General features: G+C 63.3%; 9 protein-coding genes and 1 pseudogene. 4 read left to right on the top strand and 6 right to left on the bottom strand.

What is annotated here, in order from left to right; translation table 11 throughout:
• Window positions 1-53 precede the first annotated feature (53 nt).
• The 3 genes and pseudogenes from HNR57_RS41035 to HNR57_RS37595 all read left to right on the top strand — a co-directional run.
• Window positions 54-164, top strand: a pseudogene (locus HNR57_RS41035) (DUF6207 family protein); the annotation flags it as partial.
• Window positions 165-346: 182 nt separating this feature from the next.
• The gene (locus tag HNR57_RS37590; protein ID WP_184567642.1) at window positions 347-1027 is read left to right on the top strand and encodes a hypothetical protein; all 681 of its coding nucleotides are present in this window, start codon (window positions 347-349) and stop codon (window positions 1025-1027) included.
• A 265-nt stretch (window positions 1028-1292) separates the two neighbouring features.
• A complete protein-coding gene (locus HNR57_RS37595) occupies window positions 1293-1562 on the top strand; it encodes a hypothetical protein (protein ID WP_184567643.1) in 270 nt (89 codons plus the stop codon).
• Window positions 1563-1795: 233 nt separating this feature from the next.
• Here HNR57_RS37595 and HNR57_RS37600 read toward each other — a convergent pair whose 3' ends face one another.
• The 6 genes from HNR57_RS37600 to HNR57_RS37625 all read right to left on the bottom strand — a co-directional run bounded on the left by HNR57_RS37600 (window position 1796) and on the right by HNR57_RS37625 (window position 9837).
• Window positions 1796-2269, bottom strand: coding sequence for a hypothetical protein (locus HNR57_RS37600; protein ID WP_184567645.1), 474 nt, complete (start codon window positions 2267-2269; stop codon window positions 1796-1798).
• An 8-nt stretch (window positions 2270-2277) separates the two neighbouring features.
• On the bottom strand, window positions 2278-6009 hold the full coding sequence (locus HNR57_RS37605) for a GDSL-type esterase/lipase family protein (RefSeq protein ID WP_313675811.1): 3732 nt from the start codon (window positions 6007-6009) through the stop codon (window positions 2278-2280).
• A gap of 564 nt (window positions 6010-6573) precedes the next feature.
• On the bottom strand, window positions 6574-7320 hold the full coding sequence (locus tag HNR57_RS37610) for a hypothetical protein (protein ID WP_184567647.1): 747 nt from the start codon (window positions 7318-7320) through the stop codon (window positions 6574-6576).
• 181 nt (window positions 7321-7501) lie between these two features.
• The gene (locus HNR57_RS37615) at window positions 7502-7984 is read right to left on the bottom strand and encodes a hypothetical protein (protein ID WP_184567650.1); all 483 of its coding nucleotides are present in this window, start codon (window positions 7982-7984) and stop codon (window positions 7502-7504) included.
• Between the two features lie 186 nt (window positions 7985-8170).
• On the bottom strand, window positions 8171-8431 hold the full coding sequence (locus HNR57_RS37620) for a response regulator transcription factor (protein WP_184567652.1): 261 nt from the start codon (window positions 8429-8431) through the stop codon (window positions 8171-8173).
• Window positions 8432-9063: 632 nt separating this feature from the next.
• Window positions 9064-9837, bottom strand: coding sequence for a hypothetical protein (locus HNR57_RS37625; protein WP_184567654.1), 774 nt, complete (start codon window positions 9835-9837; stop codon window positions 9064-9066).
• 1416 nt (window positions 9838-11253) lie between these two features.
• Between HNR57_RS37625 and HNR57_RS37630 the strand changes: the two genes are divergently transcribed.
• Complete coding sequence (locus HNR57_RS37630) at window positions 11254-13791, top strand: DUF5005 domain-containing protein (RefSeq protein ID WP_184567656.1); 2538 nt, start codon at window positions 11254-11256, stop codon at window positions 13789-13791.
• Window positions 13792-14780: the final 989 nt, after the last annotated feature.

Here is a 14780-nt window from a genome sequence, read left to right on the forward strand (position 1 = left end):
CCGTCCGCAGACGATCACACCCACCGCATAAGCGGACTCAGCTCCGGCTCCCTGTCCAGGATCTGCTCGCCGCGCAGTGCGCGATCGCACCGGGGGACCGCATGACCCGAGAGCCAGGCGAGCCCGGCGTACGGCTTCGGTGCTTCCTCGATCTGCGCCAGTAGCCCCGCAGCCAGAAGCAACTTGGTCTGTTCTGCAAGTCTCAAGAAGCCCTGGGTGTGACGCGTACACCTCATATCTTGCTCAAGTTCACTCCACACATGATCAAGACATGTTCTGATCAACCTGACCAACCGGCCCGACCAGGGCCGGGCACAAAAGGGGGATCATGTCACAGCGATTTGGCATGGGCACTGTCGCCGCTGCCCTGCTGATCATGGGAAGTTCCGTACCAGCGTTTGCCGACGAGCCGGCTCAAGAGCCCGGTCCCGTACTCATTGCGGAGGGGGCCGGGGTCGTACCGGGCACGGTAACGGACGCCCCGATCGCCGGTTCGGAAGTGGCAGAGGGGGTCTCCAGCGGAGCGCCGTTGGAAGAGGATCTGCCCATCCCGGGCGAGACGGATGGCCCTGAACTACTGGGGCCCAAGGAACCGCTGTCCGAGTACTGCGGTCCCGGCCACTGGTTCGCCCACATCACCAAGAACAAGAAGAACACGATGAAGGTCTATGACAAGGCCTTCGTCAAAAACACGAAGTCGTACAGCATCGACTTCAAGTTCACCTCCAAGAAGGCGGGCACCACGACCGTCGGCGGGTCGGTGACGCTCAGCGGTGAGTTCAAGGCGTTGTGGCTCGGAAAGATCAAGGCCGAAGTCAACGGCAATGCCTCCAAGTCGTGGACTTCCGAGCTTGGCGTTGAGGCCACCGGCAAGGTCAAGGCTCATGACACCGTGTACGGCGACTACGGGATCATGAAGGAGAACGTGTACGGCTACACCGCATACCGGTACAGCAATTGCAAGACGGGCTCGAAGCAATACACAACGGCGTGGGCGCCTTACCGTGAAGGCTGGCTCATCCACTAACCGTTTCGCAGCGCGCCCCGGCTCCGTCCGGGGCGCGCGTCTCCGAGGAGAGTGCTCCATGGGCCGTTACGCCACAGCGCCCGCCCTGCTCATTCTGCTGTTGACCACAGCCTGTTCGGGAACCAGCGACGGTGACGGAACATCACCCCCGTCAAGCGCTGCCCCTTCCGGGACCGGGTCGAGCAGCAGTCCCGAGGCTGCCCCCAGCTCGACTGCCACGCCACGGGCACTCGACTTGCCTGCCAAGGCGAAGATCCTCGTGCCAGTGACCACAGGTGAGGGCAACACCGACCTGCCCGTTTTCAAGCCCGAATCGGACGTGTACACCGTCTACGTCAAATGCACCGGCAAAGGCAAGATGACTCTCGTCGATCGCAACGCTCCAGACGATGACCCCAGCAAGATCGGCTGTAACGGGCCCACTACTCACGGGCGTATCTATACGGACGTTGTCCCCCAGAAGCTCGCCGTACGGACAGACGGCGGCACCGTGCACTGGACACTTGCCGTCGTATCTGGCGAGCACCCCGTGTGAACCATCGGGCCGCAACGGCCGATTCCCGCGCCACACCACAGGACATTCGTCACGGGCCAGTTGACGACGAAGGGGCAGCGCTGGGAGCGGCGGCCTTCCTGCATGCCTGGGTGGGGCACGCCGCCTCCGGCTGGTCAAGTAGTCGAGGCGGGCTGCCAGGTGTGCAGGACTTCGTGGAGCGGGCTGAGGCTGTAGCTGAGCCGGGCATCCGGTCAGCTTCGCCGTTGCCTGGATCAGATGACATCGCACTTCTCAAGCGGAGTCGTCTTCACCTGCGGTACGCCCTCGGCCCCCCTTCGGACCACGATGGAATAGCAGCGATAGGCCCGGGAGTTCGATACGCCGAACATGCTGGTGTCCTCGTACTCCCCGAAGAAGCGGACGGTGGTGGCCAGCGAGCCTTTCGACCGGGCGTAAGAGATGAGCGTGCCGTCGTGCCGCTCGGCGATTGCGCGCACGGCTTTCCGGCCGGGGAAGCCGTCCGGGGCCGCCGCCACGTCGCGTGCGTACGACCGGGCTGCGGCTGCGGTCCTGTTCAGGGCTTCTGCCTCGTTGCGTTCGTTCGCGCGCTGCTGGCGGTGGTGCATGACCATGAGCACCAAGGCCGCGATCAGCACGGCGATGATGGGCGCGAAGAGGGCAATGAGGCATCCGGGGGCCGGCACCGTAACGCGGTGCTGCCGCGCTACGGTGCCGTGATCGGACATGCTCGTCCTCACTGGTCCTCTCGTGTGACGGTTGCCATCGGGCCGGCCGTCATGAATGCCTGGGCGTAGGCGCTGGTCCCTGTCTGGTTCGGGTGGTAGCTCTCCCGGCTGAGGCAGGTGTCTCCCGTGAACCACCAGCAGAGCTGGGTGTTCTTGTCGCCGTGGTGGAAGTCGCCGTCGCCGTTCGGGCCGGCCACGACTCCGTTGATCCCTTCCGGCGAATCACAGATGCGCTTTCCCTCGAACGCCGACTGCGGGGACCGGTACTGGACGTTGGACGCGCTCATGGAGAGGGCCAGCTCGCGCTGCTCGCTCTCGAAGTACTCGGCCATGTCGTTCAGGATGACACGCTGGGATGCGCTCACCAAGGTCGAGCACGCCTGAGTGCGGCTGAAGAGCAGTGGGTAGCCCATCAGCGAGATAGTCGCGTTCGGTGCATGGGCATGGATCTGTTCCAGCACCGTCCGAGTTTGGGCTACGGCATTGTCGATGTCTGCCTTCATCGAGGCCTCCGACGGGCACCCTTCCATGACACACCTCTGGATCTTGTTGTCGAATCGCGCGTCGTTTCCACCGATGGTCAGCATGACCAAGGTGGTGTCTGCGCTGAGCGCCCCTGAGTCGATCTGGGTCTTCTCGTGGAAGTTCCCGTCGAGCCCCCAGCCGTCGGGGGGGTCTCCCTCGGTCATCTGGGCGGTCTTGGCTCCGGAGCAGGCGGTGAACTGGAAGTCCAGCGCCGGATCGAAGCTGTCAGCGAGCGCACCGACGCTCTTCGTCTGGCCCGGGAGAGTCACCTTGCGGGGCCACGCGTTGGGGCTGCGCCGGCAGGCGTTCCAGGTGCTCTTGCCGTGGTCCCTGTTGGACTCGGGTGAATAGGACCCGGCACCTTCACCGGAGGTGTAGGAGTCGCCCATGGCGACGACCATGTGCTTCGGCTTGCCGGACAGCGGCTGGAAGGCGACGGCGTCCCAGGCGATGTCCTCGTCAGCGGTGCCGTCGTCGGTGGTGTTCGTCAGTTCCACCCGGGGGGTGCCGGTGAAGCGGTAGACGCCGAGTTCGACCCAGGTGTTCTTACTGTGGTGGGTGTTGACGTAGCGGTGGCGCTCACCGCCCGCGACTCCCTTGATCACGTAGTGGGCCTGCTGGGTGTGCGCCCCGGTGTCCGGCATGTGAGCGAAGACCCGGGCCCATTCGACGTTGCGGCCGAGGGTCCAGGTGCCGTCGATGGTCATCCGCGCTTTAGGGCCGCCGAGATGGGCGGTGTCGCGGGTGTGGGTGTACCAGAAGTGGCCGCCCTGCCCACCGCCGATCTGGTGCAGGTCTCCCTTGGCCTCGAACGGGCCCAGCCCCGGTCCGGTCGCCGCCGGGTTGGGATGGAACGTGAACTGGAAGGAGCCGGCATCGGTGCCGGACGACCCGCAGGAACTGTATGTGTCGACGTTGTCGGGGACGGATTCCACGATCAGCGCCCCGGCGGGTGCGGCGCCGCACTCCGGCGTGCCGTGCTTCAGCCGAGTGCCGCGGCCCGGTTCCTCGCGCAGGGTGACGTACTTGATGCTCTCGTTGCCGCAGTCGGTGGCGCAGCTCGGCTTCCACGTCACGTTCGATCCGCGCCACCAGTACTTCTCGTAGCACTTGGCGTCGGGACAGTCCGGCGGGTTGGCGGAGTTGCAGTTGTTGGTGGCGTTGCAGAACGCGTCCAGTGGCGGCTTGACCCGGTCGCGCTGCCCCGGGTTGATCCACCAGGCGGGCCGGAAACCGGCGCTGGAGAACCCGGACTCGCCGGGCCAGTCCTGCCGGCCGTCGCTGCCGTAGGAGTAGCCGGTGTCCATGGACCAGGCGGACCAGCCCATCACCTTCTCCTGGTACGGCCAGTTCTGGGGCTTCGCCGCGTCGCGCGGATCGGACATGAACGGGTGCCGCGAGGCCGGGTAGGTCGGATTCGCGGGGTTGTTGTACCAGCCCAGGCCCCACGGCTTGCCGTCACCCTTGTTCTCGTTGAAGCCGAGGTTGTAGTTCCACAGCGCGGCGAACCAGTTCTCCGGCTTCGACGGGTCGTCGTTGTTGACGGTGATGGTCTGCCCCGCGGTGTGCACCTGGTTCCACTTGTCCGCGAGGATGTACATCGACGCGGCGATGTTGACCGCGTAGTCCAGGGCCACGGCCTTCTGCTTCGCCGGAGGCAGGGACGTCTCGTTGGGCTTCTCCAGGCCGGCGAGGCGCATGCCGTCGGTGACCTGTCCGACACCGTAGCCGCAGTCCGACTGGTGCCAGTTGATCCTCCAGTACGCCTCGGACGTCTCCCCCTTGTGCCCGTAGAAGCCCGCGATCGCCGCCTGCGGGTTGCCCATCTGGCCGGGGATGGCGCCGCCTTCGGCCTGCCACAGGTTCGACTCCTGGGCGAGTACGCCCAGCAGCACCTGGGCGGGGATGCGCCCACCGCCCTTCAGGGCGGGGGCCGGGAACAGCCCTTGCGGGTCGACGGTGCCCAGGCCCGAGCGCCAGCCTCCCTGCTTGATCCACTTGGAGCGCAGCTCGCCGCGGATCGCCATGTTGACGGCCCACTCGACCTGGTTCGGAGTGGGCTGCAGCGCGAGCTGCTTGACGTCGTTACGCGGGATGGAGCACCAGCGGTCGGTGTCGACCGGATTGTGCGGGTCGGCCGCCTGTGCCGCCCGCCCGCTCTTCCCGGTTGCCTGCCCGGTTCCGCTGGCCGCACGCAGGGCGGGCGAGAACGAACCCTTCCCCGCGCCGCTGGTCGTGTCGGCGACCGTCTGGGTGATCTTCGCTCCGGTGGCAGTCGCGATGCTGTTGACGGTCAGCGGCGCGGCGTCCTCATCCGTGGGGTCCTGGGACGTGCGCGCGCGGGGCGTGGGTTCCGCCTTGGTGAAGCCCTTGCCCGCGTTGCCGATCCGCTCCAGGCCGGCGCGTACGCCGGGCATGAGCACGGGATCGACGGCCAGTCGGCCGAGGATGGAGACGTCCGTGTCCGCCGGAGCGTCCAGGCGAGTCACCGCGGTACCGGCGAGCTTCGTGTTCGTGGCCTCGCCGGTGAGGAACGCCCTGCCCTCCGTGCCCTGCTCGAGGGCCAGGTCCCCGAGCTTCCCCGACGCGAACGTCGACGGCTTGCCCTGCCCCTTCCACACCTTGGCGTGCGCCGTTTCGCCCCTGCGGTCGAGGAAGGCGATTCCCGTGCGGGTGGGGCGGATGTCGAACGGCACACTGTCCGCGGCCGCCAGCTTCCGGAGCTTGCCGTCCGCCGGGGAGACGTGCACCAGGTGGCTGCCGTGGGCGGCGACGAGGCCGTCCTTCGTCGGGACGGCCGAGGTCACCTGACCAGTGACGGTGGTATCGGTGGTCGTCTTGCCGCTGGTATTGACCGTGACGAGCCGGGTCTTGTGGTCGCGGAACGCGGTGAACGCGGCCGTCCGGGTCTCGGGGTTGCACGACGGGTCGAAGTAGGCCAGCGAGCCGGTGAACGGCAGTTTCGTCACGCGGCCGGACTTCAGGTCGACGACCGCGGTGAAGGCACCGCCCTGCATCAGGTCCGGCTTGTTCGTGAACGTACGCGGCGCGTACACGACCGCGGCGTGATCACGGTCCATGACGCAGGAGTTGCCGATCCAGGTGTCCGCCGGCATGCCGGGCTCCGCCAGCGAGGCGACGGTCCGCCACCGGTAGGCGTCCTCACTGTCCGCCACGAGAACCTTGAAGCCACCGTTGTCCGCCGCAGTGGTCACGGCCCGGTCCGTCGAATTCTTCCAGCTCTTCCCGAGCTTCCTGCCGGGATCCTGCACACGAGCCGGCGGATCGGACGACGGACTGGCGGACGGCTTCGGTGACGACTTCGGTTCGGGAGGGCTGGTGTCGGCGAACGCCGGGGCGGCTTGTATGAGCCCTGTCAGGACCGCGGTGGCCGCCAGGCCCGCGATCCCAGCACGAGCTAATCGATGAGATCTCAACTATCTACTCCCAACGGTGAACCGCCGCCGCCTCGTATACGGCCAAGAACTGCGGCGGTCGACTCGAATAGTGATGACGTGGCATCGGCAACTGGACACGCCGGAAGACCGGCCTCGACGGTGGCGCGGTCGGCCTCGGGACTGAACTGGATCGCTGCGGTCCGGGCCGGGGGCAGGACCGCAGCGAGGAACAGTCGCGACACGTGCCTCTCAGGCGCTCTTGAGCAGGACGTCGTGAACCGGCCGCCGCGACACCAACGGGGGGGGGGGGGGTGCGGCGGCCGGTCGTTTGAGGCGGCGAGTCGACGGGCTATGGCGGAATCGAGAGCCCGCTGGCGGGGCCTATCGGGCTGCCTTCGCCTTCGCGATGACGGTCTTGTTGTCGTTGGCCACGGTGTTGAGCTCGGCCTGGTGCTTGGTGATGGCGGCCTGCTGCAGCTTGGTCTCGGCGTCGAACCAGGTCTTTTCCACGTCGAGCTTGTCTCGGCACTGGATATCGGCCGTAGCGGTGGCGACCTCGGTGTCGGAGACGACGGTGGGGTCGCTAAATGCCGGATCGTCGTTGGCGTCCATCGGCTTGGCGTAGGTGAAACCCTTGCCCTTCATGCAGGACGACCAGTCGGCGAAGACGCGGACGACCTGGGGGTCCTTCCCTGACTGTATGAAGGCCTCGCCGCTGATCTTCTGCACGAGGTCGGCGCGGGGGGAGGCCGAGGGGACTTGGCCGTTGACCTGTTCGACGCATCCACGCACGGTGGATTCGTCGGCTCCCGTCTTGTCCACTGCGCCGGCCCCCATGGCCGCGTCGTACGCCTTTTGCTCTTCGGCGTCGGGGTGGTATCCGCGTTCGGCGGCGAGGGCGGCGTCGTGGATGCCGTAGCGCCAGTCGGTCAGCGTCTTCCCGCCCAGGGCCGGCAGGTCCGGCGGCGGAGTCCACGCCGGGTGGCCGGCCTTTGCCATGCACTGGTCGAGAAGGTCGTCCCGCGTGTCGGAGACGAGCCGCGCCTGGGCCTTGGTCAGCATGTAGGCCTCGACGGGCAGCCGCCAGGTCGCGGGGTTCTCCGGGTCGCCCATGGATGCTTGTGCCACCGGCTGCTTCGGTGCGTCGCCCTGGGCCTTCGGTGCCGAGGGCTGAGCTGTCTGAGTGCCCGGTGAAGCAGTGGAGAAGGCCACCGCTGCGATGGCCGCAGCAGCAAGGGACGGGATCACTATGTTCGCAGTGCGTCGTCTGGAGTAGCTCATTTCAGTTTTCCTTCCGGTTTTCCCTGGGTCAGGAATTGGTCCACTGGAACGACGCGTTCTGGTTGTAGACGTTCCGGAAGCGGGCGATGTGCTGGTAGGGATCCATCACGTCTTGAGCGCCCTTGTAGCCGCTGTTGTAGTACACGCGGGCCGTGTACTTGGGGTGATGGTTCTCGCCCGAGGCGGCGTTGTTTTTAATGGGCTGACTCGATCCCGGCCAGGGGCTGCTCGCCCCTTCATAACAGAATCTGAGTCTGTACGTACCCGGGTCGGACCCTCCAGGGCGAAGCACATCGAAGTTGTAGACGCGGTAGCCGATGTTCCTCCAGGCCCCGTTCTGGCCGGAGTTGTAGAATATGGAGAACTTGAATTTTGATCGGCCTGGTAACTCACAAGCCTCCATGCTCCACAGGTTGTCGTCGTCGTAGTAGTTATCGTCCGCAGCCGCCGGCGTCACGGTGACACAAAGCGCTGCCGCAACTCCGACGAATACCCCGAGTGCCCTGCGCATCATTCTCCTTACTGAACACTTCTTCGCCGCTCAGCATCTGCGACTATGGATGAATTGTTCGGATGCAGTACGGTAGCCCGCTTGAGAGTAGTCCGCACTGGTTGACATCGCCAAAGAAGCGTGACCGCCGCGCGCTTCTTGTACTCTTGCGCCCTCGATGGGGACTCGCAGTATCGTATTGCCACTTCAGAGGGGATGCCGTGACGTCCGGTCATCCTTTGAGCGACCGGCCTCCAACGGCTCCCGAGACGGACCAAAAAGGCCCAGTTCCTGAGCTTTGGCCCCCAGGGCGACACGACCCCTAACCTGAAACTGGGACATAATTTTGCCCACGCGGCGCTGCACAGTGCGATGCCCTATTCCTAATTGACGGGCAACCCCTGCGTCACTCAACCCGCGATAGAGCAGCTCAAGAATCTTACAATCCGTATCCTTGAGTTGCGGCACCTTTCAAGCCTCCCCCTCAGTGCTCACCAACAAGCGCTATCGCATGAAGATTCTATGAAGGCCTCACCAGAAACGACAGCCCCACAAGGCGCGCCAAACAGACACAAGCGACAATAGTGTTGGCGTCTTTGCGCCATCTGAATCCAGGGCAGCGCGAGACGCCTGCCACATGGGGGCATCGGCGTGTTCCGTTCCACCCTCGATCGAGCTCCGATCAATTTCAGCCGCATCGATGACTCATTTTGCGCGGCATACTTTTCGCCATTGTTCTACATACCGGCTACACGCACGAACGAAACGATCTTTGCGGGCAGCGGCTAGAACTGATCATGACCTTCGAAGCCGTGAACGCCTCGTTCAGCGCACTGCCCACACGCCTCTCAGACATGGCTTGGGCTCATCCCGAGGCTGAGCCCATGCCGGCCCAACAGCGAGCACGCCATCCGCACTATCAGGTCTCATGACAGGAGTCTGGGGCGCCCGGCCGTCACGTCCTCGCACCCTGGGTTAGTCAGCCCCTCGTCACCGAATCGGGCGCGCTCGCTGGTGACGCTTGTACGGCTGGCTCACCGCCCGGCAGCAGGAGGAGCGCTCAGCGAACCGGCACAGGACGCGGCGCTACAGCATCCGCATCAAGACGGATCTCTCCGAAGAACGGCCATCACGTCGTCGGACGAAACGGTCTGCTGTTCCGTCGGCGGAGTGACAGTGACGGGTTCTCCGAATTCGCTGAACCGGACGGAGAAAGACCAGCCCCCGTCGACCCGGTACTCCGCGAGTCGCACCGTCGGCTCCCCCTCCTCAGGCACATAAACACGGATCATCACGGGGCCCTCGGTGAGAGTCAGCGGCCGTAGTCTCTCTCCCCGGCGTACGGTGACAGATTCCGATAGGACGTCACCGCCACCACCTCCCGCTCCAGCCAGCAATCCCCCCGTCTTACAGACGGGGGCTATGCCCTCCATCTGCGGATTTTCGGCTGGTAGATCGGTCACCATATATGCCCCGCGCAGCAATTTAGCTGCCGCCCATGCCGGCTCGTCCTCGGCAGGCGCCACAGGATCGATAGTCGCCGCTTGCCCGTCATCGAGCATTTGCACAGCCTCATCCAGAGCGGAGTTCTTCCATCGTGTCCAAACCCGCCGCTCGAAGAACAGGCTCTCGGCACCTCCCACTGTGCCTTTGCATCCACCCTTTACCGCATCAACATGCGCGTCAAAAGCCGTGCTCGTCCCATCAGGGCTTCGGAACTCCCCCACCATCCTGTAGGACTGCGCATCCCGCACAGGCTGCAACGCTTCTTGCATGTCCCGCGCCTCGCTGCTACCGCTACCTGCGGTGCATGAGGTCAGCGTCACCGCTAACGACAAGATCACGCCTGTCGCCCCGCCGCGCTTCGCGAACATGCTCTGCCTCCTCAGCTCACTCACCAGCGGCCCAACTCTTCTGATATGCAGGGTGCTTCATCAAACCCAAGAGCCCGATGAGCCGCAACCACCGAGCGAGGGAGTGCCCGAGTTAGTCCGAAGTTCAGCACACGGGGTGCCGAAGCGGTTATGCACGGCTGATGCGGCGGACGGGGGCTACTCCCGCAGTGAGTGCGGAACAGCCCGCCCTCAGGGATACGCCACTTCTCGTCCTCGTCGCGCTGCCTAGCCCACCGCGACCTCGTCGTACTAGAGCCTGTCCGGTCGATCACGTGTCGGTGTCCTTGATCAGCGAAAGACGGGTGCAACGGGGCAGCGTGGCCTTACCGTCGGCCGGCCTGTTGACCGACTCACGACGGCACTGGCCGCAGCGGCTTCAAGCGCGTGTACGAGCGTCAGGAGCCAGGCAGGACCGTCCTGACTGGCAGTGCACTGGCCCCCATTTGATGTCTCGAACGCTGTGGTACTTACCGTCGCCATGGGATACCTGGCGTCGATAGACTGTCATCTCCCAAGTTGCAGGGTGGACCGAGATGGCCATGCACCGAAGAGCCCTACTCTCCAGCGTCGTTGTCGGAGTTGTCATCGCTTGCCTGTCGGTCCTTTCGGCGACTGCGAGCCAGGACGCTGGTGACGGAGATGGGCAAGGGGGTCGGTTCGAGGTGACAGACGGCCAGGGACGCACTCCCTCAGCCAACCCTCGCACCGCACAGGAGCGCGAAGCCTGGACTCAGGACGAGACGCCCGAACAGGCGCGGAGGAGAATTGATTACCTCGAGAGTCTTGAGTCGAGTCGCCCAAGCGGCAGTCGCTAACCCCCGGCGATAGACCGCTGATGCGCTGCACTGCCAGTCTCCGATGACGCGAGTCCCAGCGGGCGCTGCAATTGAGACAATTCCCGGTGCGCGGGTGGAGCGCGGGCTGGATGTGACGGTCCCTTCCCAGAGGTTGGTCAGTCGGCCCTCAAGGGGGCGGCTCAACACCATCGGACCACCCGCCTGACGTGCGGCCTGGTGAGTCGATCACCCGGCCCGCTTCAGTTGCCGATCGAGAAACCCATTGGCTAACCGATCCTGGTGAAGGCCGACCGGTGCACCCTCACCGCCAGACCTTGACGAGGCCCGTGACCTCGCCGTAGCTAACGCTGCAACCCCCTGATCTCGATGCGCGGGCAGTCTGCGCCCCCTCCATTGCGATCTTGCAAACCCGAGCCATGCAAGTCTGCGTGAATTCGATCAACCCCTCCATCCGTGCGGCACTTTTGTGTGAAGATCAGCTCGCGCCGTCGGCAATTGCCAATGGCGCACTTCGGCTTGCCTGAAAAGTGTGGAGGGATTCCGCGTGCGAAGATCAATAGCGCACAAGAACCGAAGATCGACATGGCTGACTATGATCATGTTTTCCGTCCTGTTATCCCTGATGGCCCCTGAGGCTCACGCACAGGAAGAAGGGGAGAGCGCCGGCCAGTTCACCGTCACAAACCTCGATGGAAGTCCTATCAGGTGGCCGGAAGCTCCGAACAACCTCAAGGAGCGCGCCAAGCGATCCCAGCAGGAGGCGCCAGCGCGACTCCTAAAGAGGAACAAGTATGTGGAGAAAATCCAGCAAGACGAGGAGATCGGACCTCGGATTGCGGGAGACTTCCCTTCTGCGTCGATGACGGACTGCTATAACGCACCGTACGACGGCAGGATATCTCTCACCATGAGCCACTGGCAGTGGTGTAGCACATTCATCGGCAGCTACTCCTCGTACGAAAAGTGCAAGGGGCCGCCGCCGGGTAACGGTTGCGTAGAAATCGGAAGCGTCCAGTTCCGCGTAGGAATCATGGGCCAAGGTCATCAGGACAAAAATGACCGCGGGGCTCGCAAGGCGCGGTATTGGATGCAGCTGGACCAACCAAAGATCTTCAATGCTCCACGCCTCACCGACAAGCTGTCCTTCACCGGCCTCTGCACTTCCTTCAGCACAGGTGCCCGGTGCGAGGACGCCCCGGGAAATGGACGAACCGATACGCTTGCGGGGTGGATGGCAGCTGGTCACGTTGACTGGGAGTACACGTCCCCCGAAGGGTCTCTCACCGGCGAGAAGAAGGCGCTCTTCGAATTCTCTATAACATCGATGGTGGCCCAAGAATACCCGGTTCCAGGGATTGTCATACCTCCCGGAATAACCGGGTTTCGCTGCGACTCCGCTCCGTACATGAAATGGCCCGTAGCGATTCCCTCCTATGGGTGCGTTTTCGACGGAGTCATATCTACTTGGAGATTTCGGGCGACACCTGACGTTGCCGAGACCGCGAAACACGTATGGACGGCACAGTTCAAGCCGAACCTGACCAGACCGCCCAGCGTAGATAACAAGAAGACGCCCGGCTCAGTGCAGAGCGGGATGCCGCTCGAGCGACTCGCGGGAGAGGCTGGCAGCGAAAACGATGTGCTGCACGGCAAAAACCGCGACAAATCGATCGCGACCTGCAAGACGAACTTCGGTCAGTCGTACTCCAGAGGAAAAACACGGGACTGCGACGAATACCCAATGGCTTCCACTCGGGAAGGGGCCTGGACCGGGGACGTGCAAAGTGAAGACGGTACAAGCCACTTCTCCGTGAAGCCGCTACCCAGCGACGATAATCAGGCAGCAGGGCGACTGCTCAACGATTTCTACCTCGCTGAACGGATCATCAATGGAGATGATTTCTACGTAGATGTCCGGGCGGCGGATGGAAGCGAATATTCCGGCGTCGAGGAGCCGGCAGGAGTCTCATCCCCGCTCTCGAACCGGTCCTGTGACCTCCGTCAACCTGTCGTTTCCGGTGTCAAAACCGACGCCGCACCGGAGAAGACCTTTCTGGACTACGCGAAGACAACGCCTGATGGATGGACCGGCGGAGACTCCACGTACTCTGTGAAACTTCCGGACGGGCGGATTCTCTGGCTCTTCTCGGACACCTTTCTGGGGCCTCTCAATAACGACGGGACCCGGCCAACGAGCGCACCATTCGTCAACAGCACCATGGTGGTGCAAAACGGCAATCAGCTCACCACGCTCCGAGGTGGACCCAAGACGAGGCCGGAAGGTCTCATGAAGCCTGCTGCAGACAAGCACTGGTACTGGCTTGGCGACGGTCACCTACACAAAGAGGGCGGCACGACCTACCTGCAGGTGATCTTCCAGGAGTATTACAAGTTCGGTCCGGGCTCCTGGGACTTCAGGCACAAGGCAAACTTCGTTGCGACATTCTCGCTTGACAGCTTGGGCACATCGTATGGGCACGAGCCCCTGTACGTCGATCCCGTCCCATCAACACCTGGCATCGGTTGGGGATCCGCGCTCTTGCCCTCAAGCCTCAGCGGCGACGGCTACACCTACATCTATGGGGTAGACGACGCTCCAACGAACAAGAAAATGCGCGTCGCACGCGTAAAAGGCACTGATCTCACAGGAAAATGGGAGTATCTTAACCCAGGCGCCGGCGGATGGATGAGAAGCGAAAAGCAGGCAGCCAACGTCTACACCGGCATAGCCAACGAATACAGTGTAACGCCCTGGTACGGCGGATTCATGGTGGTAAGTCAATCAAGCAGGGAAGCCTTCAGCGGGGAGATCAAAGCAGCTGTCTCTTGCTCCCCTCACGGCATTTTCCAGCTCGAGACCGACGTCTTCCGCATGCCTGAACCAGGGCCGTGGGGAAGCTACGCGGGTAAAACGGCAGGGACCATCATCAGCTACAACGCACACGTTCACAGCTCCATGCTCAACGGTGGGGCGGGTCCCTACACCCTCTCGTACAACGTGAACAGCATGGACAGTCGAGTATCATCCAGCGCTGATCATTACCGCGATCCAGGAATCTACAAGCCGCGATTCATCTCATTCAGTATGACCCCGACCGGTGGGACCCTGAGGTCTACTGGCAAGGGGGCTGGTTAGCTCGATGGCCTGCCAGTTGATCCAGCTTTGGATCGACTTGCAGGCCACATCTGAATCACCCAGATCTCCAGAGGATCCTCATGGGGCCCTTGAGGAGGAAACGGGTCAAGCACCAATGGCGCTTCGAGATGATCCCGGCCTCGACACATAACCCGAATGTGATATTGACCAGGGTGCACCATAACCGTCCCGTATGAAACGCCACCTAGGTCGACAACTGTGAAACTCTCCGCCAGCGAGGCGTAGAAAGCACGCTCATAGTCCCAAGAGGCATTGGGCTTTGATGCGGGGCCATCCCAAACTTCCAGGCGGACCAATGGGTAGAAATCATTGTCGCTAGACCTCAGCGTCAAACCATGACCCGGAATCTGTACAACGTCGTCATCTGCTGGAGCTTCCTCGAAGAGGATGGGGCCGACCTGAATGGTTCGGTACGAAACTCGCGGGCGAACATCAGTGATATCGACTACCTTGGGCACGTACCCTCCTAGGGCAACCGTCCAGACGTGGTCCATCATGAGTACTGAAAGTTCTGTTCAGACGAGCTATAGGCCCAACGCCCGGTCCTGAGCTGCTCCAAGTCTTCAACCGCTCTTGGAGCTGTCCAAGCAGTTGTGCGACTATGCGGGCAGCTCTGACCGGAGCCGAGGCCGTGAAGAGCCACTTGAAAGACCCCGGCTTGGCAGTATGTGTGCAGTGCGTACTGCCAACACCATCCAGCGGTACAGCGGAATGCCGTTCACCTCGCCCCCGTCGTAGGCGATCGCCAGCCTACGGAGGATGCGGGGCGCCCGTCCATGCCGAGCACCGCGCTTCCGACGAACCCATCCTGTCGGAACGAAACAGGCGGTACAGCTGATCGCCTCGGATACGGACTTCTCGTTCGGCCATCACTGAGGGTTTTCAGAGTGGCCCCCGGACGGGTGACGGCGGGACCGTAAGCAACGGACAGGGTCCCCGTGCCGTTGAGAGAGGTGTCTAGGTCTCAA

It is taken from the genome of Streptomyces paradoxus (genome assembly GCF_014202475.1).
Taxonomy (GTDB): domain Bacteria; phylum Actinomycetota; class Actinomycetes; order Streptomycetales; family Streptomycetaceae; genus Streptomyces; species Streptomyces paradoxus.

What these genes read in the sequence shown, in the direction of transcription:
- HNR57_RS37590 (WP_184567642.1), top strand. Translation starts at nt 347, where the DNA reads ATGGGCACTGTCGCCGCTGCCCTGCTGATCATGGGAAGTTCCGTACCA.
- HNR57_RS37600 (WP_184567645.1), bottom strand. Translation starts at nt 2,269, where the DNA reads ATGTCCGATCACGGCACCGTAGCGCGGCAGCACCGCGTTACGGTGCCG.
- HNR57_RS37625 (WP_184567654.1), bottom strand. Translation starts at nt 9,837, where the DNA reads ATGTTCGCGAAGCGCGGCGGGGCGACAGGCGTGATCTTGTCGTTAGCG.
- HNR57_RS37615 (WP_184567650.1), bottom strand. Translation starts at nt 7,984, where the DNA reads ATGCGCAGGGCACTCGGGGTATTCGTCGGAGTTGCGGCAGCGCTTTGT.
- HNR57_RS37630 (WP_184567656.1), top strand. Translation starts at nt 11,254, where the DNA reads ATGTTTTCCGTCCTGTTATCCCTGATGGCCCCTGAGGCTCACGCACAG.